Source organism: Pseudalkalibacillus sp. A8, assembly GCF_045920555.1.
Classification (GTDB): domain Bacteria; phylum Bacillota; class Bacilli; order Bacillales; family Fictibacillaceae; genus Pseudalkalibacillus.
Genome location: NZ_CP174509.1, coordinates 5,646,647 through 5,670,383 on the forward strand (window position 1 = coordinate 5,646,647; position 23,737 = coordinate 5,670,383).

Annotated in this window: 18 protein-coding genes and 1 other annotated feature; of the genes, 4 read left to right on the top strand and 14 right to left on the bottom strand. The window is 37.8% G+C overall.

The genetic code is table 11. The annotated features are described in order from the left end of the window. Positions 1-88 precede the first annotated feature (88 nt). A complete protein-coding gene (locus ACJROX_RS28275) occupies positions 89-1,366 on the bottom strand; it encodes an ABC transporter substrate-binding protein (protein WP_408008499.1) in 1,278 nt (425 codons plus the stop codon). A 23-nt stretch (positions 1,367-1,389) separates the two neighbouring features. Then, on the bottom strand, positions 1,390-2,121 hold the full coding sequence (locus tag ACJROX_RS28280; RefSeq protein ID WP_408008500.1) for an alpha/beta hydrolase: 732 nt from the start codon (positions 2,119-2,121) through the stop codon (positions 1,390-1,392). 558 nt (positions 2,122-2,679) lie between these two features. Here ACJROX_RS28280 and ACJROX_RS28285 point away from each other — a divergent pair. Continuing rightward, entirely contained in the window at positions 2,680-3,870 is a 1,191-nt protein-coding gene (locus tag ACJROX_RS28285) for a PQQ-dependent sugar dehydrogenase (RefSeq protein ID WP_408008501.1), read from the top strand. Between the two features lie 533 nt (positions 3,871-4,403). Here the strand turns inward: ACJROX_RS28285 and ACJROX_RS28290 are convergent. After that, positions 4,404-4,973, bottom strand: a complete 570-nt coding sequence (locus ACJROX_RS28290; protein ID WP_408008502.1) for a biotin transporter BioY — start codon at positions 4,971-4,973, stop codon at positions 4,404-4,406. Positions 4,974-5,390: 417 nt separating this feature from the next. On the opposite strand from ACJROX_RS28290, the gene ACJROX_RS28295 reads away from it, so the two are divergent. Continuing rightward, entirely contained in the window at positions 5,391-6,152 is a 762-nt protein-coding gene (locus ACJROX_RS28295; RefSeq protein ID WP_408008503.1) for a sulfotransferase domain-containing protein, read from the top strand. Between the two features lie 745 nt (positions 6,153-6,897). On the opposite strand, the gene proB is transcribed toward ACJROX_RS28295, so the two are convergent. The 6 genes from proB to ACJROX_RS28325 all read right to left on the bottom strand — a co-directional run bounded on the left by proB (position 6,898) and on the right by ACJROX_RS28325 (position 15,496). Continuing rightward, positions 6,898-8,022, bottom strand: a complete 1,125-nt coding sequence (proB, locus tag ACJROX_RS28300; protein ID WP_408008504.1) for a glutamate 5-kinase — start codon at positions 8,020-8,022, stop codon at positions 6,898-6,900. A gap of 79 nt (positions 8,023-8,101) precedes the next feature. Continuing rightward, positions 8,102-8,325: a binding site (T-box leader), on the bottom strand. Positions 8,326-8,709: 384 nt separating this feature from the next. Continuing rightward, positions 8,710-10,107, bottom strand: coding sequence for a glucuronate isomerase (uxaC, locus tag ACJROX_RS28305; protein WP_408008505.1), 1,398 nt, complete (start codon positions 10,105-10,107; stop codon positions 8,710-8,712). Positions 10,108-10,132: 25 nt separating this feature from the next. After that, complete coding sequence (locus tag ACJROX_RS28310; protein ID WP_408008506.1) at positions 10,133-12,520, bottom strand: TIM-barrel domain-containing protein; 2,388 nt, start codon at positions 12,518-12,520, stop codon at positions 10,133-10,135. A 17-nt stretch (positions 12,521-12,537) separates the two neighbouring features. Further along, positions 12,538-13,836 (bottom strand): TRAP transporter large permease, encoded by a 1,299-nt coding sequence (locus tag ACJROX_RS28315; protein ID WP_408011815.1) that lies wholly within the window; start codon positions 13,834-13,836, stop codon positions 12,538-12,540. A gap of 7 nt (positions 13,837-13,843) precedes the next feature. Then, positions 13,844-14,350: a TRAP transporter small permease gene (locus tag ACJROX_RS28320; RefSeq protein ID WP_408008507.1), complete on the bottom strand. Its 507-nt coding sequence runs from the start codon at positions 14,348-14,350 to the stop codon at positions 13,844-13,846. A gap of 153 nt (positions 14,351-14,503) precedes the next feature. Beyond that, entirely contained in the window at positions 14,504-15,496 is a 993-nt protein-coding gene (locus ACJROX_RS28325) for a TRAP transporter substrate-binding protein (protein WP_408008508.1), read from the bottom strand. 130 nt (positions 15,497-15,626) lie between these two features. Here ACJROX_RS28325 and ACJROX_RS28330 point away from each other — a divergent pair, with 130 nt between their 5' ends. After that, entirely contained in the window at positions 15,627-16,811 is a 1,185-nt protein-coding gene (locus ACJROX_RS28330; protein ID WP_408008509.1) for an ROK family protein, read from the top strand. 542 nt (positions 16,812-17,353) lie between these two features. On the opposite strand, the gene ACJROX_RS28335 is transcribed toward ACJROX_RS28330, so the two are convergent. From ACJROX_RS28335 to ACJROX_RS28350, 4 genes are all read right to left on the bottom strand, one after another. Continuing rightward, on the bottom strand, positions 17,354-18,676 hold the full coding sequence (locus ACJROX_RS28335) for an alpha-glucosidase/alpha-galactosidase (RefSeq protein WP_408008510.1): 1,323 nt from the start codon (positions 18,674-18,676) through the stop codon (positions 17,354-17,356). Positions 18,677-18,895: 219 nt separating this feature from the next. After that, positions 18,896-19,126 carry a transposase gene (locus ACJROX_RS28340; RefSeq protein ID WP_408008511.1) on the bottom strand — a complete coding sequence of 77 codons (231 nt, stop codon included), beginning with the start codon at positions 19,124-19,126 and terminating at the stop codon, positions 18,896-18,898. A 228-nt stretch (positions 19,127-19,354) separates the two neighbouring features. Continuing rightward, a complete protein-coding gene (locus ACJROX_RS28345; RefSeq protein ID WP_408008512.1) occupies positions 19,355-20,410 on the bottom strand; it encodes a M14 family metallocarboxypeptidase in 1,056 nt (351 codons plus the stop codon). 1,165 nt (positions 20,411-21,575) lie between these two features. Beyond that, positions 21,576-21,707, bottom strand: coding sequence for a DeoR family transcriptional regulator (locus tag ACJROX_RS28350; RefSeq protein WP_408011816.1), 132 nt, complete (start codon positions 21,705-21,707; stop codon positions 21,576-21,578). A 416-nt stretch (positions 21,708-22,123) separates the two neighbouring features. On the opposite strand from ACJROX_RS28350, the gene ACJROX_RS28355 reads away from it, so the two are divergent. Continuing rightward, complete coding sequence (locus ACJROX_RS28355) at positions 22,124-23,323, top strand: metallophosphoesterase family protein (RefSeq protein WP_408008513.1); 1,200 nt, start codon at positions 22,124-22,126, stop codon at positions 23,321-23,323. Positions 23,324-23,392: 69 nt separating this feature from the next. Here the strand turns inward: ACJROX_RS28355 and ACJROX_RS28360 are convergent, their stop codons facing one another. Beyond that, complete coding sequence (locus ACJROX_RS28360; RefSeq protein ID WP_408008514.1) at positions 23,393-23,674, bottom strand: hypothetical protein; 282 nt, start codon at positions 23,672-23,674, stop codon at positions 23,393-23,395. Positions 23,675-23,737 lie beyond the last annotated feature (63 nt).

Consider the following 23,737-nt stretch of genomic DNA (forward strand, 5'->3'; position numbering starts at 1 on the left):
ATACCACCACTCTTATAAATCTTTTTGTTGAACATTAAATTGTTTAGAAAAAAGAGAAAGGGGAAGGAGATTCCCCTTGTATTCTTCCTTATTGAGAGAGGATCTCGTTCCACTCAGCTTCAGCTTGTTCTACTGCTTCTTCTGACGTCATTTTTCCGAGCATGGCAGCATGTAAAGCTTCATTGATCGATGTTTTCAGCTCTTCATAATTTTCCATAGGCGGCACTAATACTTCACTTTCTTTTAATTGTTCCGCAGATACGATTCTAGCTTCATCAATCGGTGTAGGATCCTCAGGCAGCTCATTGAAATATGGGTCCTCTAACGCACTTTCAATTGATGGGAGGATTGGAACGATCTTATCGAATTCAACCTGGTTTTCAGCATTGGTAATAAAAAGAGAGAACTTGACTGCTTCTTCTTGATGTTCACTTTGTTTCGGTACGACGAGGTTCATTGCCGCCGTGTTCTTTTTGCCTGATGCCCCGGTGATCTGCGGTCCAGATTTCGTTGCTTTTAATATATCAGGTGCATTCTCTTCAACTTTGTTCAGAAATTGAGGTCCAGAAGCTAAAATGGCGAGCTGGCCAGCTTGATACATATCAATCGCTTTTCCGTGACCTTCTGTGAGGACTTCACGCGGAATCAAGTCGTTTTGATAAAGGTCAACGAAAAATTCAAAAGCTTTGACGCCTTCAGGTGTATTGAAAGCCGCTTTTGTCATATCCTCATTCGTCAGGTCCACATCCATCATGACAAGCGTTTCGAGCAAGTGGCTGGCATCAAGCGGTGGGAAGAAAGCATATTTTCCTGTTTCTTCTTTGATGGTTTTTGCTACATCTTTCAACTCATCAAAGGTTTTAGGAGGTGAATCAGGATCAAGACCCGCTTCCTTGAAAATTTCCGTGTTATACATCGTCACTTGTGAAGAGAGATACCATGGAATGCCGAACGTCTTATCATTGAACGTGTTCGATTTCCAAACCCCTTCGAAAAACTCATTCTGCTTCTCTTCATCTACCATTTCGTCCATATTAACCAAGGCGTCCAATTCTGCTAGTTTAGAAGCGAATTGCGGGTTGAGGTTCGCGACATCAGGAGCAGTTTCAGAAGCGACAGCCGCTAATATTTTCTTCTCCATATCTGCCCACGGGACATCAACCCATTTTACTTTGATATCTGGATTTTCTTCTTCAAAGTCTGAAATAACACCGTTAATGTAGTCATCGAATGTAGGTGAAAGCTGCATGGTCCAGAACTCGATTTCCACTTGTTTATCATCTTTCGTAGTCTCAGCACTTTTACACCCCGAAATAAGGAGTGCTGTAACAATCAACATGGATAAAAACAACGAAAACTTTTTCATAATATCCCCTCTTTACATTGGAATTAGTTTTGAGCGAAATAAGTCAACGCCCTTTTCAAATCGTCTTTCCAAAAACTCCATAGATGGCCTTCGTTTTCTTCAAAGTATGTAAGGTTGGCATTTGCATAGCGGAAGGCGTTCACCAGCTTTCGATTGTTCGTGGTGATGTCAAGCGTCTTCCCACTGATTTGGGATTGAAAACCATCTTCATACGCCCCATACACTTGATAGACGTTCCAGTTTTCTCGGGTCATCTCTTTCACCTTTTGAATCAGTGTGGCCTCGATCGCTGTTGATTGAAGTAAAAGATGCGTCCATACTGATGGTTTTTGAAGCGCAAGCGCTATGCTTACAGTAGCTCCAAGGGAATCACCGAGCAAACCCATTTTCTTTATGTGTTTTCCTTGTTGGGTAAAGTTGTTTCGTGTGAATGGCAATAATTCTTGATGGAAAAATTGAAGATATGCTGTGTGGTGTTCACCTTCTGGATGGTAAAACTGATAACGTTCATTTGAGGTTCCTGGTGGAATAAGGATCATGGCAATGTCGCGGAACTGATTTTCATTCTGTTTTAGCAGTTCCGAAAACTGTTCTTTCAAGTGACCTAACTGCAAATAATCTTCCCCGTCTTGTACGAACAACAGGCAACAATCATCCCCTTCCGTTATGAATAGATCAGGGAACAGGAAAGTCACTTTTTGTTCCCTTTCAAGCACGGTGCTGTAAAAAACAAATTCCGCTAAAGCAACCTCCATACAACCCCTCCCAGATTTTGTTACCGATATAATATCACAAATTTTCAGAAATATGAATAATTTCTCTAAATTTGAGTAAAAAGGCGGATATAATCTCCAAAACGGATGAGTTGTTTCATAGACTATCACTTTAGGAGGCAACTTACGCATATTAAGTGCTATTTTGCACATCCAACTTTTATAGCTTTGGAATAAGATTGATCAAATTAATGATAATAACCTTGATTATCGAACAAAAAGAAAGAGCGTGTTTTAAAAAAAGATTGATCAAAACATGCTCTTAATACTTGTTGGAGGGATTGCATACAGGAGCCTCTTCATCCGATAAAACCTCTATTATCAAGGGAACAGGCACTGTCCTCCTTTTCTAAAAATGAATTAGCTGTTTCATCTTTAGATTTCCATTTTATTGCATTGTAGAAGTGTATTTTCAGGATAGTAGAATTGAAGTGTTTGCTGGTAGTTACATTTGACAATATTCCTCTCCGTAAATTGCCCATACCATAAGTTTGTTCTTTGCATATTCTGTTATATGATAATAAAGAAAGGAGAAATGACGTGAAATCATTAGATAATTGTCTATGTAAATTAATTAGCAGAATAGAAAAAGGAACTTCTATTACTGTTTCATTAGCTAGCTCTAATACTATTACGTTAACTTTTATAAAATTCAATCCTATCAATGGTTGCATCCAAGGAATTGATTCCAATGGACATATTATAATAATCGACTGCAAAAAGGTTGAATCCATTATTGTTTCACAGAATAGGAACACAGATAGGGAAGAGATCGCCACCCAATTACAGATCCCCTGGTCGATTACGAAACAAAGAAATTCATTTTACATTACCGAACGTGCAGGAACAATCGTTCAAATTAATAAGAAAAACATGAACAGGAAAAAACTGATACTGACAAGACAAGTGCACCATGAAGGAGAAGGCGGTTTGCTGGGGATGGTGTTAGCTCCTGATTTTCATAGAACAAGGAATGCCTATGTTTACCATACCTATCAGGAAAATGGGAATACCTTTCAGGAAAATGGGAATATCTTGAACAGGGTGATTCAAATCACCGAAACCCGTCAGGGCTGGGTGGAAAAGACAGTGTTGCTTGACAAAATTCCCGGATCCATTACTCATAATGGCGGACGCATCAAGATCGGCCCGGATCGACATTTATACGTTACAACCGGGGATGCAAGGGAAGCGGAAAAGGCGCAAGATCTTCAGACTCTACACGGTAAAATTCTCCGAATGACTCTCGAAGGAAAGATCCCTTCCGACAATCCGTTTCCAAATTCGTATATTTACAGTTATGGACACCGCAACCCTCAGGGACTGGGCTTTGCAGAAAACGGCAATCTGTACAGTTCGGAGCATGGACCTGCAGCCCATGATGAAATCAATCAAATCGAAAAGGGAAAAAATTACGGGTGGCCGGTAATCATCGGAGATGAAACCAGTCCAAACATGGTGTCTCCACTTTATCAATCCGGTGACGATACCTGGGCTCCTTCAGGTTTATCTGTACACCGTGACGCAATCTATGTAGCTGGATTAAGAGGACAGCAAATCTTGAAATTTTCGATTTCAATCAAAAATATTGAAACATTTTTTGAAGGGGAAGGACGTTTGCGTGACATTCTTATTGAGGATAATAACCTTTATGTAATCACCAATAACACAGACGGCCGTGGAAGCCCGCGCCCAGGAGACGACCGCCTGCTTAAGATTAGATTAAAATAAATGATCAATATACCCTATTTCTTCATTTAAGTCCGAGCATTATACTTTCGTAACCTCTTCCAAGTAATCTAATAAGCTATCTAACCTATCCAATGTATGTCTAATACTAAAGCTTTTACGATAAAGTTTTCCATTATCTAAAAAAGCTTGTACCTCCCTCTCTCCTTTTGAAACACTGGATTCATCTATCAATCTCCTTCTAAAATAAAATTAGTCGGTAACCCCTAAGCTCCTTGTAATGTCATAGGTTCGCTTGTTAAATGGGATCAATGTCCCAACCAGCCAGAAACATGTTTATACAAGTAGGCGAACAGTTTTGCTGACGGGATCTTGTTCCACGGGCGCTACGTTCTACCCCGACTACCGATATCATAAGACCTCATGAAAAAAGGTCAACCAGTAAAATAAACTGGCTAACCTTATTTACGATCGGGCGTGTTTATGGAGTAATGAAAAAAGCCCAATTTCTCCATTTTAAATTTGAACTGGCCATCCCAAGTTCCTAAAGAGCAGGGAATGGCCGGTTTTATTGTTTATGCATCAATATCCTGTTTCAGTTGAAGCATATTCGCTTGTACTAATCGCCTTCTCACGGTAATTCCAATCCAACTTGCTAAAAATGCCTTTATAAGTCCCACCACAATGAAAGGGTAGGCTCCAACAGCTAATGCTTCAGACCATGAAAAATCTAGTACGAGTTTTAATTGAATGGTTCCCATCAATAACGTGACGATCATTCCAACCGTATTAGCAATCATACCCATCTTAAGCGTAAATGATGTTTTCTCCAGTATGAACCCAGTTACAAGTGCAGTTAAAATAAATCCAAATATGTATCCACCTGTAGGGCCAAAAAGTACGGAAAACCCAGCTTTCATTTCGGCAAAAACAGGTAACCCAACTGCTCCAAGGGCTACATAGCAGACCATGGATATAGCTCCGTATCTACTGCCTAGAATCGTTGCCGCAAGTCCTACCGCAAGTGTTTGTCCACTGATTGGTACAATAGGTAATGGAATCTCGACTTGAGCTAATACAGCGGTAATGGCAGCGAACATAGAACATAAAATTAACATTCTTAATCTTTCATTTCTTACAATCATTTTCGTGTCTCCTCCCAATATGTTAACCATAAACATAAATATGTTAACATATTTATGTTGAAAATTGGAAGCAGCTTTTTTCACACGGCAACAAGACGGTCCTGTTACTTCAATGTTTTTAATTATTGTATTCTACTTTTCTTAGACTCATCTAACCAACTTAAAAAACGTTCTTGTAGGTCTATTGGTATGTGTTTTCTTTCATTTCGGAGATATTATCCTCTTTTGCTTTTCTAACAAGGACTATCATTACTCCCCCAACTATATCTCTTATACATTTCGGAACAGTCTACCCTGCATTAATCCTTTGTATTTTTGAATACTATGTCTCTATTTAATGTTTTTCGATGGTTTGTCCAATCATGAAAAAAGGGCTGTTCAACAAATAGTTATTCTAATTAAGGAGGTAGTGATCAAATGACAAATCCACCCCAAAGGCTCATCCAACCATTTTTTGCAAATTCCATAGCTAAAAGTGGGACACATCTTTTAAGACCATTGCTTGAAGGTATACCTTCCCTTAACCATTACGATTTCATTTATCCTGGTGTTCTTCATCAATTACCTGAACATCGAACGATACTTTCAAAAATGCCACCTAACAACTTTTCTAATGGTCATATCCACTATTCAAAGGATTATGAACAACTTTTCAGGTCACTTAACTTGAAGCAGATCTTTCTTTATAGAGACCCTAGAGATATTGTGGTTTCTTATGCTTATTTCTTTATGAAGTTAAAGGGTACACCAACATATCGTTATTTTACAGAAAACAATCTGAATATCAAAAAAAGATGTCTAGCCATAATCAACGGTTTCAAAACAGATTATACTTTTAGAGGTGACATCAACACATGGTATCGTCATTTTACGCCATGGAGAGATGTGGATTATGTTCTCCCAATATCTTATGAAAGTCTTATCGAATCCCCATCTTCCCTACACCAACAACTAGTAAAAATCATCCGATTTTTGAATATCGAAAATAATTCACGTAATATTAATGTGTTATCTAAACAAATGCAAAACAACGTAAATCCATTAAAATCACCGACTTTTCGTAATGGACAATCTGGAAATTGGGAGATTGAATTTGATGATGAAATCAAGAGTCATTTCAAACGTGTAGCAGGGAATCTCTTGATTGAATTAGGATATGAGAAAGACGATAACTGGTAGTATAGAAATCTCCGTTTTAAGTTGAATTAATGAAACGATGTTTGTAAAAAACTACCTAAAGCTCATGTTAATTAAAAATGTTTAAATTGGTAATTAATGATTTAAGTAGTAGAAATAGTTCGGGGTTCGTAATATTTAAGATGTTCTTAGACTCCAACAACTTACGGTGCTCTTATGATTAATCAGAGGAAAATTCCACATTTTATAGAAGTTTTAATAAGTGTATAGTTTTTGTTATTAACCCATATATTCAAAGAATTATATGCAGGATAAATAGATTAAACTGATCCATTCTAAAGTTGGATATTTTGTTATGATACGTGAATTGTTAATAGAAAAAAATATGTAGGAATGTTTAAAAAAGATTTATATTAACTATTTATATGTAAAAATTGGAGCGTTGGAATAGTCGACCATTAACAATCAAAGTCTCAAAAAACGTTTCTAGTAAAAAAACTTCATATTGTATACCCTACCATGACATAGCAAATCGTTTAGTTTCCTACACATCCCTCCTAATAACCTAGAGAGGTTAGGGATAAATTCCCTTACCTCAGCCAAGGCAAACGACATTTCGATCCAATGTACTCCCTTAAGGTTATCCGTTTTCGCCGTCACAAGTAATCTTTTAATTTACTTTGGTTCTTACGGTGATATAGCACAGGAATCGTTTTATCTTTTTTTACTAGGTGTTCTTTGAATGGAACTGTCAAGGATCCTCCTTACTCACCTCGTAGTAAGCTCTTTATGTTATGGCCTCATTTATTGTTTGTACGAAATGATCACGATGAATGACTTCTGGCTTGCTTCTTCCAGTCTTTTGCATGGCTGCTCGACTTTCCATTCCCTTTATATTGTTTAATTCATCTGAAGAGTAATTCGTTTGACCTTTCCCTATGATTTCTCCTTTCAAATTGAAAACTTCAATAATATTACCAGCGTCAAATGCCCCGTAAATTTGTTCGATTCCCGCAGGTAAAAGACTCTTTCCTCCCATTTCAATCGCATAGACAGCGCCATCATCAATGATGATCTTCCCTTTAACTTGGGAATGAAGCGCAAGCCATTGTTTTGTTTTTTTTACCATGTGTGCCGATGAATTTCCTATATAAGTTCCATTTCCTTTCCCATCCAGAATATCAAGCAATTTGTCTTGCCCTGAACCGGTTCCGATAAACCCATTAACACCAAGTGCTAAAGCAGTCTGAGCAGCCAGTAATTTGGATTTCATACCACCTGTGCCAAATTTAGAACCAGAAGTACTTTGTGTCTGATGTAAAAGATCTTCCGTAATTTTTGGAAGAAAGTCATAGCGTTCGGCCAGTGGATTAATCCTTGGATCCTCCTTGTATAATCCATTAATATCCGTCAAGATAATCAAAAAGTCGGCATGGACAAGACCACTGACAAGAGCGGAGAGCATATCATTATCACCAAACGTTAGTTCTTCAATTGATACGGAATCATTTTCATTAATAATTGGAAGGACGGATCGTTTTATCAGTTCGATTAAAACGCCGTAAGCATTGTTATACTGTTCTTTCTGAATAAAGTCATTTTTTGTTAACAACAATTGAGCTGAAACAATGCCATGCTCTTTAAATATTTTTGTATACGATTGAACCAGCCTTCCCTGCCCAACAGCAGCTGCCGCTTGTTTCCCAGAAACAGTGACTGGTCGGACAGGATAACCGATCTCACAAAAGCCAGCTGCAACTGCCCCGGAGGAAACCAAAAGTACTTCATGACCTTTTTTGATTAATTGTATAATTGCTCTTGTGTGCTCAGCCAGTTTTCCCTCGCTTAGCCCACCAAAAGAATTAGTTAATGAACTACTGCCAATTTTGACAACAACTCGCTTCTTTTCCATCCTGTCCAACACCTTTCCTTAAACTTTTATCTGTCTCGATTAAATAAAAAAGCTCTCCCCAGCCTTCGCATCAGAGATGCAAAAGGACGGAAAGAACTATTATCCGCGGTACCACCTTGTTTGGCATAAAATCAAGAGATGCCCACTCAAAATCCCGTAACGTGGAATCAACGGTCAGGTTATTCACCAAACAGTTCAAGGGGTAGGTTCAATAGCCTGTAAATGATGGAATTTTCCAGCCCTTGAATTCCACTCTCTTTCATCCCAAAACAGCTATCTACTCGTCCCTGTCATTACCAATCTTATAAAAATAAATCTTATTATGCTTTAAATTTCCCAGTATGTCAATAGGTTTTTTCAATGGGGCATACCAAATTTTGAACTGTATCCCGGATAATGGACACTTTTAGTAAACAGAAAACCCGTTAAAAATCAAAACAAATGGAGAGAACGAGGAATTAATCATGAGTAAAAGAACTTTTAAAGAATTTCAACGTCTATGTAATTCCGTTGATTCCTTAAGCTAGATCATTCGGTTTGGTGAAAAGATCAAAAACACAGAATGTTTAATAATCCCTGATCCAACACCAAAAGGTTTTTTCAGGGGAAAAATAAGATAATATAACCCAGATCTACAGGATCGTTAAATCTGTACCATCGAAAACTCATTTCCATTGAAATCACCCATCATATATCGAAATATCTTTTTGCGTTGAAATAGGAAATATCCTTAACATACCTTCCTAACAGTGGAATATCTGGGGGAATGGTACCTTTTTCGATCCATTGTCCCAATATATTACAAAGAATCCTTCGGAAATATTCATGTCTTGAAAATGATAGGAACGATCGAGAATCAGTCAACATACCAATGAAATGTTTAATCAATCCGACATTAGATAGGATACTCATTTGATTGGTCACCCCATCAATATGATCGTTATACCACCATGCCGTCCCGAACTGTACCTTTCCTGGTATACTAGAATCCTGAAAATTCCCAGCCATTGTCGCCAAGATATAGTTATCACGTGGATTCAAGCAATAAAGGATTGTCTTAGGTAATATATTATTTTTTTCTAAAGAATCTAGAAATTTAGAAAGCGGATCGGCTAACAATTGATCTCCAATGGAATCAAAACCACTGTCAGCACCAATCTCTTTATACATTTTGGTGTTATTATTACGCAGGGGTCCAAGATGAAATTGCATCGCCCAGTTCTTTTCATAGTATTTTTCTGCAAGAAATTGTAAGGTATAAGTTTTAAATTGTTTCACGTCTTTTTCGGTAAGGGTGCACCCTCTGCGACTTTTTTCATAAATATCTGCTACTTCATTTTCTGACCCCTCTTCATAAAACATTACATTTATCCCATGATCAGAGGCTCGACATCCATGCTCATTAAAATATTCTATTCTCTGAGAAAGTGCTTCTAAGAAACTATTATATTTATCTACATTAGTTCCTGTGACTTCCTCTAACTTAGTTAACCAATCATTGAAAAACTTTGATTGAATGTCTAATGCTTTATCTGGACGAAAAGATGGTGCGACCATTATCGGAAAATTAGAGTTTCTGATTGATTCATGAAATGAAAGATCATCAGTAGGGTCATCAGTGGTACCGACGAATTCAACTTTGCTTTTAATAAGCAGATTTTGCGCATGCATACTTTCATCTTGTAGCCTCTCGTTAGCAGTGTCCCATATTCTTTTTGCGCTTTCTTCATTTAATAATTCATCTATTTCAAAGTAACGAAGTAATTCCAAATGGGTCCAATGATACAACGGATTCCCGATTGTATTAGGGACCGTTTGTGCCCACTTCATAAACTTTTCTTTAGCTGTAGCTTGGCCAGTAATGAATTTCTCTTCAATGCCGTTAGCTCGTAATAGCCTCCATTTGTAATGGTCTCCTTCCAACCAAATTTCAGAAATATTTTTAAACTTTCTATTGCTATCAATTTCACTTGGAGGAAGGTGGTTGTGATAATCTATAATCGGTAGATTTTTTGCATATTGATGATATAATTCTTTGGCATAATCGTTACTTAGAAGAAAATCATCGTTTATAAATGTTTGCATTGTCAGTCCCGCCTTTCTGTTAGTCCTAAATTTGCAATCGATAGTGCTTGTTTTTACCAATATCACTATTGTTTACAATGATGGTTCGATACTCAGTCTTTGGAAAATATAGATTTATAAATTTATACGGTAGTTGGTAATCACCGTTAATGCAGATGTTTATTTCTACAACTTTCTTTGTCGATTCAATTTCTACAATGATCCAGGAATTTATGCCTTTTTTGTAATCTAAAGAAACTCCATCATCTTCATAAATTTTCTTAATGGTCTTACCTTCGTTTGGAGGTGGATATAGTAACAACCCACGCATTTCATCTTCACTATTTTGGAAGGTGATCTTTCCATCACGAATAGGCAGCACTGCTCCCGCCTGTGCAAATTTTGGAATTACATTAAGAGGGGCATCTACCTGTACCGTTTTCCCGCCTTCATACCATATCCCTGTATTGATGTCATACCATCCATGCAGATTTTCTGGTAGGTAAACACCTCTTTTTCTTTGCCCTCGTTCCATGACGGAAGCAATCAATAAATCCTCACCTACCATAAAGTCATCATTTTCCTCAAATGTTTTTTTATCATCCTGAAAATGATAGAACATAGGTGACAAAATCGGTTGGTAATATTCATGTGCTTGGTACAACAAATGATATAAATAAGGGATCCATTTAACCCTTTCTTTCATCAAACTCCTAATTGTATCTCCATACTCTGGATACATCCATGGAACATTTACTGTTTTATCTTCATTCCAAGAATGAATGGTAAAACGAGGATGGAATATCCCATGTTGAATCCACCGGATAAACAATTCAGGTTCAGGTGCTTTTCCTGCAAAGCCACCTATATCATGGCCAAAATTATAAATGCCTGAAATACTTAGACTTAGACCCATTTTCAAATTGTATCTAATGGTTTTCCATTCTGTATAATTATCGCCAGACCAAGTTTGAACATATCGATGCATGCCAGGTCCTCCCGATCGGGATATAGAATAGGGACGCAATTCAGGTTGATATTCCTGCTGCGCTTCGAAAGAAGCCTTCATCATTAACAAAGTTTGTATGGGTTTTAGGTATTGGACTGATAATTTTTTTCCGAAATTATGCACCCAGGCTTGTTCGTCCCAAATTTCATATTCGTTGTTATCATTCCATGTCGAGTCTATGCCATAGTGAAGCAATGTTTCTTTAATTTGCTTTTTCCACCAATTAATTGTTTCTAGATTTGTGAAATCCAGATATGAACCTAGCGCATCCCAAAATTGAGAAAGCTCGGGAGAATCTCCATGCCTATTTTTAACAAACAATCCTTTATTACTGAGCCAGTGATACTGGGGATGGTCATCTAAGAGGCAAGGCTTAATATTAGCACAGACATTGATTCCATTTTTATGGAAATAGTCATTCATTTGTTTCGGATCCGGAACTTTAGAGTGGTTCCAGTTAAATACATATCGTTTGTCACCAATCGATGTATAACCCGAGGAAAGCTGGAATGAATCACATGGGATATCATTATTACGACACTCATCAACAAACTTCTTTAATTGTTCCTGGGCATCGGGAGCATCAGTATAGGTCATTGTAGACCCTGAATAGCCTAGACTCCACTTTGGAGGTAAAACTGTTTTTCCAGTTATCCAGGTATAGCGTTGGACAACCTTTTTGATACGCGGTCCAAGAATGAAGTAATAATCCAAATCTCCTTTTTTTGCTTGAAAATAACGATACAACCCGTGGTAATTATCAAGCTCTGCCCCCATATCAAAGACACTGTCTGAATAGTTGTCATAGAAAATCCCATAAGATATTGATGCATCTGGCTTATACACCAGGTAAAAAGGAATATGCTTATACAAGGGGTCTGTTGTTTCAGCGTCATATCCCATTGCATCAATGGTTCTCATTTGATAGCGTTTGTGATGGCGATTCATTAACCCACTTTTTTCACCTAAACCGTAATATTTTTCATTACGTTCCCGTTCCATATAGTGATAGAGAAAATTACCTAAGCTTTTTCCGAAATTATAGCTTTGAGTCTTACGATCGCCAGCTATTTTTACCCAGGTTTCTTCTACTTTTGTAAGCCAGTCAAGATGAAAACCATCCAGCCAGACAATCACCTTTAAATGCTTTGTATACACTTCCACTTTGTCTTCAAGTTCTACAACCTGGTATGAAGGTAAGCTGAATGGAGTAAGGTCAAATCGATTCCTGCCTTCGTATGGTACATCTTCCATTCCAGGTGCAACTGTCCAAGTTTGATCTAGTCTTGTATCTTCATCATTAGGTATAAAAACTCGAAAAATATCTTCTTCCAATATATATAAATCTACTTTTTCATTATTAGAAACGAATGTAAGATGATTTTTTTGATCAATGACGAGTTGAAATCTTGGTTTCGTAATCAATGCAATAGCCTCCCTCGTTACAATAAACCGATCAAGCGTGGTATAGCCAAACTAATCGATGGAATGAATGTGACCAGTAATAACGCCACGATCAGAGCTATGAATATTTTCGTAAGTGGACCCAAAACAGATTCAATTGAAACATCAGCTACACTACATCCCACAAATAAACAGCTCCCAACAGGTGGAGTCATAATACCAATACATAGGTTGAATACTAGAACGATACCGAAATGAACTGGATCCATCCCTATTTCTGTAGCAATTGGCAGGAAGATTGGTGTGAAAATAAGAACCGCTGGGGTTAAATCCATAAATGTTCCAATTATTAATAGTATTAGATTCATGATCAGTAAAATGATAATTGGGTTTTCTGATGATGCTAACAATAACTCACTAATCGCACTTGGAATCCCTGTAAAAGCCATCACCCAAGACATTATGGAAGAAGCTCCTACTAAAAAGAGTACGATCCCAGTCATTACTACGGATTCTTTTAAAATCTGTGGAATGTCTTTCAACTTGATCTCACGATAGATAGCAGAGAGTACAATTGAATATAGAACAGCCACTGCAGCCCCTTCAGTAGCGGTAAAAATTCCACCTACAATTCCACCGATCACTACAACAATCATCAAGAGACTTGGAATTGCATCTATTACAATTTTTATTCCTGTAGTAAAAGACGGACGCTCAGTTACAGGATATTTTTGTTTTTTAGCCATAATAAATGCGATACTCATAACTGCTAAACCCATAAGAATTCCTGGAAGATAGCCTGCCATAAATAAGGCAGAAATTGATGTACCTCCACTCACCAGTGAGTATAGAATCAAAGCACCACTTGGCGGGATCAATAGACCCGCAGGTGAAGAAGCGATGTTAACAGCAGCAGAATAGGATTTATCATAACCTTCTTTTGCTTGAAGAGGAGTCATGACTTTTCCAATAGCCGCAGCTGCGGCTACTGCTGAACCAGAGATTGATCCAAATAACATGTTCCCAACTACATTAGTATGGGCGAGGGAACCAGGTAAACGCCCCCCAATCAGTTTTGCTAGATTGATCAATCGTATAGCTATGCCACCATTATTCATAATACTTCCAGAAAGGATAAAGAAAATAACTGCAAGCAAGGTAAAGCTATTAATCCCTTGCACCATTTTCTGCGCTGCAGTAAATATGGCAATATCCATAGGAACAATGGTCAATGCTGTAACGAAAGAAGCAACTCCAATACCTACTGAAATCGGCACACCAAGTGCTAATAATAGAAAGAAGACCCCAAAGAGGATTAAAGCGGCTTGTAAAGACATGTCCATATCATTGTTCCTCCCCTACTGGAATTTTTTCCCTATACTCTGTAAGAAGAAGTAGTTTGTAAATGATGATTATAATCCCACTGATAGGAAGTATGGAGTAAACAATCCCCATTGGAATACCTAAAATTGGAGTTTTTTGAACCATGGTGGTTCCTACTATTTCCATTCCGCCTCGAATCATGATGAGATAAGCAAATACAAATATAACTAGATCATTAATGATTCTAATTACTAATTTATTTTTTCCTTTTAACCTATTTTTAAGGAATGTAATCGCTAGATGTTGATTGGATCCAAACGCATAACTTGCTCCAAGAATGGATGTCCAAATTAGCAAAAAACGGAGCAGCTCCTCAGTAAAAGTACTAGGCGTATTTAATAAATACCGGCTAGTAACTTGCCAAATAGCTCCTAGGAATAACAATAAGGTAAAGAATCCCGTAATAGAAAGAATTAACCCATCCAAGATACGTTTGATTTTTATAACCACAATTTCTTCTCCTTTCACTCCCAAAATATTTTTAATATCTTTTTTGGTTACCTTTCTTTTGTATTAGTTCTCGATTTCTACTTAAGTCTGGATCATTAATAGATACATAAAATTCCAATCTTTTGAATAAACAGGAGAAGGCACTCCTAGAATGAGCACCTTCTATAAAAATCATTTCATCTCTTTAATTTTATCCATGATCTCTGCTAAGTCCTTATTTTTCATAAATTCTTCATGTAGTGGTTTTACCGCTTTAATGAATGGCTCTTTTTCAACCTTATGAAATTCTACTCCCATATTCTTTGCTTCACTTACAGCCTTATCTGTTGCTTCTTCCCAAAGTTTTGTATGATATTCTGTCGCCTCATGAGCTGCCTCTTCAAAAGCAGTCTTTTGATCATCAGTTAAGTTATCCCAAGTATTTTGATTAATAACTACGATATCTGGAATAATCGTATGTTCATTAAAAGAGAAACTCTTAGCCACTTCACCGTGTTTACCGGTAGTAAGTGCAGTCGGATTACTTTCAGCACCGTCTATTACTCCTTGTTGTAGACCAGTGTAAATTTCACTATATGGCATTGGGGTTGGTGTACCACCTAACAATTTAACCATTTCGATAGCAGTAGGACTGTCCATTACACGAATTTTCATACCCTTTAGATCTTCTGGGGATTTTATCGGAGTATTCTTGGTATAGAAGCTTCTAGCCCCTGAATCAAAATAGGTCAATCCTATAAATCCCTTATCACTAGTAGATTGATAGATATCTTTTGTAACATCTGACTCCATAACTTTTCTGTAATGAGACTCGCTTTCAAAAATATACGGTAAAGAGAAAACTTTATATTCGTCAGAAAAACTTTCTAAAGCCCCTGCACTAACCTTAGTCATATCAACCGAGCCATTTTGTAATTGCTCAAGTACTTCTTTTTCATCTCCTAGAACGCCATTAGCGAAGATCTTAATAGTTATTTCACCGTCTGTTTTTTCTTCTACATTATCAGCGAACTTTTCCAATCCCTTATGTACGGGATGGTCTTCGCCAAGATTATGAGCTAAACGCAACTGTTTATCATCGCCCGTCTGTGATCCAGAATTCCCGCAAGCCGTCAATAATAATAAGCCTGCTATTACCATTGTTATCGATAACCACTTTTTCATTGCTTTCATTCTCCTCTCATATAAATGTAGACGCTTTCAAAATACTTTGTTTGTCTACACAACAAACTATTGGTATTATAGTAAATGAAACCGCTTTTATTTTCAAGTACTCTTTGAAAGGAGATATTAGATGAGTACAGGCGATTCTACTTATATTAAGGCTTTAAACCGAAGAATTTTAATTGAAAAAATTATTAAACACCGTTCAATTTCTAGAAGTGAACTTGCCCGTATGACAGGATTAAATAAATCTACAGTATCGGCCCAAGTTCAACAAATGATGAAAGAAGATTTGATCATTGAGAAACGGTCGGATGTTTCAAGTGGAGGCCGAAAGCCTATTCTTCTTGAAATTAGTAGAGAGAGTGGTTATGCCATAGGAGTTGATATAGACGAAAATTTAATCCAGATACAAGTCACCAATCTATTAGGCAGTTCTATTTACACCCAACGGGTAAACCACAAAAGTGATAACCCTGAAGATATTATAAGGTTAGTTACATCTGAAATAACAAATGTTATTAGTATTTTTGATAACAAATACACACCAATTGGACTTATTGGAATAGGGATAGGGATTCACGGAATTGTAGCTAACAATGACAAAATAATTTACACACCGAAAATGCGATTAGCCAAGCTTCCAATCAAGTTTGACTTGGAAAGTAAATTTAATGTACCTGTTTTCATTGACAATAATTCTAATCTTTGTGCATATGCAGAGCAGGTGTATACATCATCAATCTCCGATTTGTTTTGTATTACTATGTACTCTGGAATAGGATTAGGTATTATTCACAATAGTAAAATATATCGTGGATTTCATGGATTTGCTGGTGAAATAGGTCATATGACCATCGAGCGGAACGGAAGATCTTGTACATGTGGCAATAAAGGTTGCTGGGAGTTATATGCTTCCGAAAAGGCTTTATTGAAGGAACTTAAAGCTCAGGGGTTGGATCTTAATGAAATTGAAGACGTAAAAGTTGATGATATTTTTAACAGTTATCCAAAATTAATAGAAGAATTCCTTGATAATGTTACCATTGGATTAAACAATATAATTAACATATTTAATCCAGAAACGGTTATTCTGAATGGACATATCCTTAATAATAACGAATATTTAATTGACCAGGTTAAACAACGCTTGACCTCACGAATGAACAACTATGACAGAATTATTTCTTCAGAACTTGGTAAGAGCGCATGTTCACTTGGTGGAGCTATGGTTGCCTTAAAAAATTATTTTGGTGTTCAAAACCTTGATTTTACGGCTTACAATTATTATTCAGATAAACAGCCGATAAAATAAGGGGCACTTAAAAATTGACAACTTTAGGCTACGCCTTACCGAAATTCATCTCCCACTTTCACTGGTGCTGTCGTACCTTCCGTTTAGAAGTGGGAGATTTCTTTCAGAGGGACGTTAAATAATTGAAATTACCTCTTAAAGTGACACCTTGGCACAAGCAGATTCTTGTCCAGTGCCTGGTACACTTTGAAAAGTGTTGAGACGCAAGGGAATCAAAACGGTGTCAGGCACCATCTGAGATGCCTGGTAACGAGAATATTGCGACAATTTTTGCGTTTGGTCAATCAAACGTTTGTTTAAGGAGATGGAAAGGTTAGTGTGATAGGAATTGTAATTTAAATCAAACGTTTGTTTAAAACACATAAAAAGGACTAACCCCCCTACTTGTAGCTTCGGAGTTAGTCCTTTTTATATTATTTATAGAAAATTTCTCTTCATACAGTTGATAGCTTTCATCTGCAGCATAGATTTATTTTCTTCCAGCTCGAATGAAATTGTAAAATTGGCAGATCTCGTGTCTTGCACTGGACTTTATAGCTTTCTTAAACCTGTACGTTTTGTTTTTCAAACGTTGGCAGCATGTCACCATGTGCTTCAATAAGTTCATCGCAGAGGGAAACGATGTCATCAATCGACAGCTCTGCTGCAGTGTGCGGATCTAACATCGCTGCCTGATAAATATGCTCCCGGTTACCGGTTATAGCTGCTTCTATCGTCAATAGCTGAGGATTGATATTGGTGCGGTTCAATGCAGCTAATTGTTCTGGGAGGTCTCCGATATAGCATGGCGTAATGCCGCTGCGATCAACTAAACATGGTACCTCGACGACCGCCTTTGTCGGAAGGTTACTGATCAAACCTCCTTTGTTGAGTACGTTCCCATGGAGACGGAATGGCGTGTCCGTTTCCATTGCTTCAATGATATAAGAAGCATATTCATGAGAGCGTTCATGCGTAAGGTTCTTGTTGTTGACGATATCTTCGCGCATGCTTTCCCAATTTTTAATTTTATTGACACACCTGCGTGGATATTCATCAAGCGGAATATTAAACCGGTCGATCAATTCAGGGTAGTTCTTTTTGATGAAGTAAGGATGGTATTCGGCATTGTGCTCGGAAGACTCCGTTACGTAGTAGCCGAACCGGTTCATCAACTCAAAGCGGACCATGTCATGATGTTTTTCCTGCTGCTTGATCGCTGCCCGTCTTTTGATTTCCGGATAGAGGTCTACACCGTCTTTCGTCACTTCCAACAACCATGCCAGATGGTTGATACCGGCAATTTTCCACTGAACGCCTTCCGTATCTAGATCAAGAGATTTAAACAGTCCCGGAACTGCTACTTGCACGCTATGACAAAGCCCCACGGTTTTTACATTTGTGTAACGCAGCATAGCACCCATCAGCGATGCCATAGGGTTCGTATAATTCAAAAACCAGGCGTCTGGACATACCTCTTCGATATCTTTTGCAAAATCAAGCATGACAGGAATGGTTCGAAGCGCCCGGAAGATGCCGCCGATTCCGATCGTATCGCCGATCGTCTGACGGAGGCCGTACTTCTTAGGTATTTCAAAATCAATGACTGTACTAGGTTCATAGCCACCAACCTGGATGGCGTTGACCACATATTTCGCTCCCCTCAACGCCTCTTTCCGATTTGAATATGCCTTTATAACAACATCGGCGCCAAGGCTCACCCTAAGATTGTTCAGCATATTTTCAGAGTCTTTCAATCGTTGTGTGTCAATATCATAGAGGGCAAATTCGAACCCCTGGACACTTGGCGTCAACATGCAATCCCCTAAGACATTTTTTGCGAATACAGCACTGCCTGCTCCGAGAAAAGTGATTTTTTTAGTCATACATAGCTCCTTTATTGACAGATCCAGATGAGAGACCTGCCACAAAAAATTTTGTAAAAAATGATTAACTTTTTTACTAAACATTTTTCTGACGTTAAATCACTATAATTCAATTTTTACCTACTAGAATCCTTCGTAGGTTCGTAACAAAAATGGTTGATCGTCATTTCTTTTGCAGTTCCAACGGGGAACTTCCTGGGAGAATTTCATCAGAGCCTACTACCGAGAGATCGTCTGGTACACTGAATCCTTTTTAGGGCGGACACGTCTAATCTTGGTTTGAAGGTTGAACTTCTTCATAAGCCGATAAATCTTCTTGAGGTTCATGACAACTCCGTATTCATTTTCAAGAATCATTTTGATACCTCGTCCACCCGATTTCCCGTATTTGGAGTCATGTATTTCCTTGATTAGCTTGAAATCTTCCTCATCTTCCTGTTCTCTTTCCATTAACTGTTCCGATTTACAGATGCCAATTTACAAAGGTAGTTGATCATACCTTTCATATTATGTTTGCGCATTGTAGCCTCAATGAGTTCAAACTTCACTGATGTCGTTATTATTTCTTCTTCTTCGCCTGCCTCTCTAGTTCTTCGAGCTTTTCCGGATAGTGGACTTTTATAAAAGTGTCCATTATCCGGTATACAGATGAGTGTTTAGGAGTTAGTCCTTTATAAATTATTTATTCGTTGAGAATTTTGCCTCATACAGTTGATAGCTTTCTTCTGCGGCATATAAAGGTACTGCTTTGTTTTCTTCCCAGCTTGGATCGAACTCTGAAATTGGCAGGTGACGTTGGCCAGGATAGTTTCCGATTTCCATGGTGAGACCCGGGCGTTGATATTTGCTGATGAACCAGTCTGTCATTCCACCACCGGATGGGTTTGGCCCAGGATAAACAAGTTCATAACCGGTGATGCTCCCGACCTCTTTTGCAATTCGATGATCACGGTCATATTGGCCGCCTGATTGTTTAAAATACCAATAGATTACTTTTCCTGCACTATGATAAGGAACAGCGATTTCAGGCATGATCGATTTTGTGAAATTGACGACTGCCCTGACTTCAGACGCACTGTGTGGCGCTACTCCTTTATGAAAAGCCCAGCTTGGTTCACTGCGATTATCCTGGATGTTTTTCCAGTCAGCATTGTAATTTCGATTCAAGTCAACGCCCTTCGCATTGGATTTCCATCTGGTAAAATCCGTACTGCCATCGTTCATTCTGATTAGGTCGTCATGTACGCTTTCCGGGAAGGCATCTAAGCCGCTTTGTTGGAGCGTGACGCCATCCGGATTAACCATCGGAACGAACCACATTGTTGTTTTATCCAGAACCTCTTTTACATTATATCCATCGATTGTGCCATTTTCCTGGTAAGCCTGAGCATATTGGTCGATCATGTACATATTCAGGTTTGTAGTCAGCCACTCTCTTGCATGATGGGAGCCGTTGATAAATACTGAAGGCCCGCCTGGTTTTACCTTTCCAACCGATACTGCATAAATATCACGGCCGTATTCACTCTTCCCGATCACTTTATAGTTGATAAGACCCGGATGTCTTTCGGCTAATAGTTTAATATCTCGGACCATCTCAGAGTATGTGTAGGTTTGATATGGATCTACGACACTCTCATGTGCATTTGTTGACGTTGGCCAAAATACTAGACTCCCTAGTAGAATGATTGATAGAAATTTAAGGCTATGTGTTAGGTTAAACTTCAATTTCATTATGTAACATCCTCCTATAATTATGTAAATATAGTAAATTTAGAGGGAATGGACTTAGCCCCTCCCTTCCTAAATCGAGTAATCTTACAAAAAACTCCAACAAATCTATTGTTCTTTTGTATTCAACCCACCATATCTTCAATAGGAAAGTTACTATATCCTGCAAACTTTTCAAGGCAAATAAAATCAAAACTATTTAACTAATTGGGAAGTGGGTAAAGTAGAGTGTTTGCTTGGTACATTTTGAGAAACATTGGGGCACAAGGACTACAAATCGGTGCCAGGCACTTTTTGAAATTGTGGCGACAATTTTTTCGTTTGGTCAATCAAATGTTTGTTTGAGGCTATCGAGAGGTTGTTATGAAGGAGTTTTGGGTTTCAATCAAATGTTTGAATGAAAATCACATTTATCATTTGTGATTTTTCTAATTCAACGAAATAAGGAGAAATCTTTTAAAAGATTGAAATTTTTCCAGACTTATTAAAGAAATAACGAAGGATAAAATGTGGCAAAGGATATTTGTACATTTTTATGGTTGAACGAATTTTGTTCTCCTTTTATCTTAAAAGTACGAAGGTTAGGATCCATTCTGTCCAGGGGGGATCATTATGAAAACTTACTAAGGGATAGCCCTACACAGAAAGTTGTAACAGTTAGCGAGGGGTTAGCGCTGTTGATTGGTTTTCAGAGGATGAATACGGCTTTAGTCAGCAAGTTGAAGAAAGTCTGGAAAAAACCAATTCAGAGAAAGGGTGACGTGAGATGACTCCCAAAGCACGTCGAAGAAGAAAAAAGATAAAACGTTTCCTTCAAAAAGAATTGCATAAGGCCGGTTATCCAGTGAAAAGACAACCTGCCTAGAATTCCTTTTGGTTCTCAAAAACTATTCAGGTCACATAAATACTGAAAGAATAACTTTTCTAAATAATGTTCTAGAAATTTATAGATTAGACTGTAAGATTAAATATCTGATTGGCTTGTCGGCATGAATGGATCGAGGCTTTATAGTCTCCTTCTTAGGAAAAAAGGCATGAAGAAACCAAAGTCATTACAGATGTAAACGGTCTTGATTTAGAAAAGGTTTGCCCACTTCAATATTTTTATCGGGCGAACCTTGATTTTGTTCCACTAAATACAATTTATATTCAAATGGAATCATGATACTCAGAGAGCTTCAAGTTCACTCAAATCTTTTCGTATAGTTTCAGGAGTGACGTTTAGTTTCGATACCAATTCGACAACACCAATCTTATGTTTAATTTCAAGCTCTCTCATGATGACTTTCTGTCTTTCGATAGTCGAAACCTTATCCCCTTATCATTTTGTTTTGTTTTGATTTATCTGTTTAATGATAGGAAATACATAAAAAAACATTAACTAAAATATTAATATTTTGTAAATTTATCAAAAGCCCATTCAAAAATAGGGATTTAAACCTCATATTGAAGTAGTTTTTTGAAAAAATTCTTTGGTTTTAAGAGGAAATATCTATCGTTTTTCATTTTATTTTTGGTTTTTTTACTTACTTTTCACTCAATATTTATAATCTATCAACATTTCTATCCTACGATTAAGTAAGAAGAATGATAGGGATACGGGCGACATAATTCTGTTTTACAATTAGCTCTTTATGTTGTTATCAGAATTGTATTTTCGTTACTTATCAAATGCTTTACTTTTAAAAAATTGCGTATGGATTGGGAGGCTTTTATATGAGTAATCAAAATTCAGTCAGAAAGATGGACAGAAAGAACTTTATAAAAATAAGCGGGCTGAGTACACTTGCCTTGACACTTGGAACAACAGGATTTCCAGTTGATTTTTTAACCAGTACAGCCGAGGCAAAAACGCAGGACGAAGCTAAACTGAAATTTAATCCAAATGGAAAGTTCAAGATCGTACAGTTTAATGACACACAAGATGATGAGCGTATTGACCGCCGAACCATTCAGCTAATGGAGAAAGTGCTTGATACAGAAAAACCGGATTTTGTTGTGCTCAATGGCGACAATATTACCGGTGGCTGCGACACAGCTCTTGAGATGAAACAAGCAATTAACAACGTTGCCCAGCCGATGGAGAAAAGAGGAATCAAATGGGCAATTACCTATGGAAATCATGATGAAGATTCAACTCCTAACAGCGGTCTTGACGAGAAAGATATGCTAAAAATCTATATGTCTTACAAATACAATATGAACCAACCTGGAGAAAAAGATATTACAGGAACAGGAAACATGAACCTGCTCATAAATGATTCCAAGGGTAAAAAAGTAGCGTTCAACCTCTGGCTGCTTGACAGCGGAAGATATGCCCCAAAAACTATTGCCGGTCAGGATTTTGAAGGCTATCCTACCTGGGATTGGCTTCGAATGAACCAGGTTAAATGGTATTATGAAACTTCTAAGAGTTTAGAGAAAAGATTTGATCGCAAAATACCTTCACTCATGTTCATTCACATTCCTCTATGGGAGCATCGTTTTATGTGGTATGGAAGTGTTGACGGACGAACAGCTGCTAACCATGAAGCAGCTGTGAAAAAACACAATATTGTAGGAGAACGAAATGAAGACGAATGCCCAGGACCGATTAACAGCGGCATGTTTTCAGCCATATTAGAGAGAAACGATGTCAAGGGGGTCTTTTGCGGCCATGACCATATTAATACTTACTCGGGCAATTATTACGGAGTTCTACTTGGTTATGGAGGCAGCGCTGGTTTTGGCACATATGGCCTTTCAGGAGCTGAAAAAAACAGGCTCCGCGGCGCAAGAGTATTCAAGCTAGATGAAAATAAAGAGGGAGTTCTTGCTGAAACACACATGGTCTTTGCCAAAGACTATGGAATCGATTTGACTGCAAATGATCAAAGTATTGATCCTGCACCGTTAAAAGAATCGGTAAAAGCTTGAATTAAAATTGGAGCTGTCCATCAGTAGCACTTCCAACTGATGGACAGTTACTCCCCACCCTTTATTAAACTACTCAGTAATAGGTGAACCGGTTGAAGTATGTTCATTTATCCAATTCAAAGTAGAATTCGAAACTTCCTGCCAATTAGGTATCTTATCACTATGCTGTTCAACCCAGCTCATACAAAATTGTGGGTCAATATTATGCTCTTGACACTGAGATAAAAAAGATAGAACATTGGATACATTGCAGTTTTGCCATGTCCGGCAGGATGTTCTCCAAATGTCCTCCATTTTCTCCTGTATAGAAGAATTTTCTGTGGAGTTGGTGAATTGATCGTTGTTAGGCATACGAATTCCTCCTGGTCATCTGTAAGTATCATTGACAGTATGTCCAAAAAGATTGAAACAATG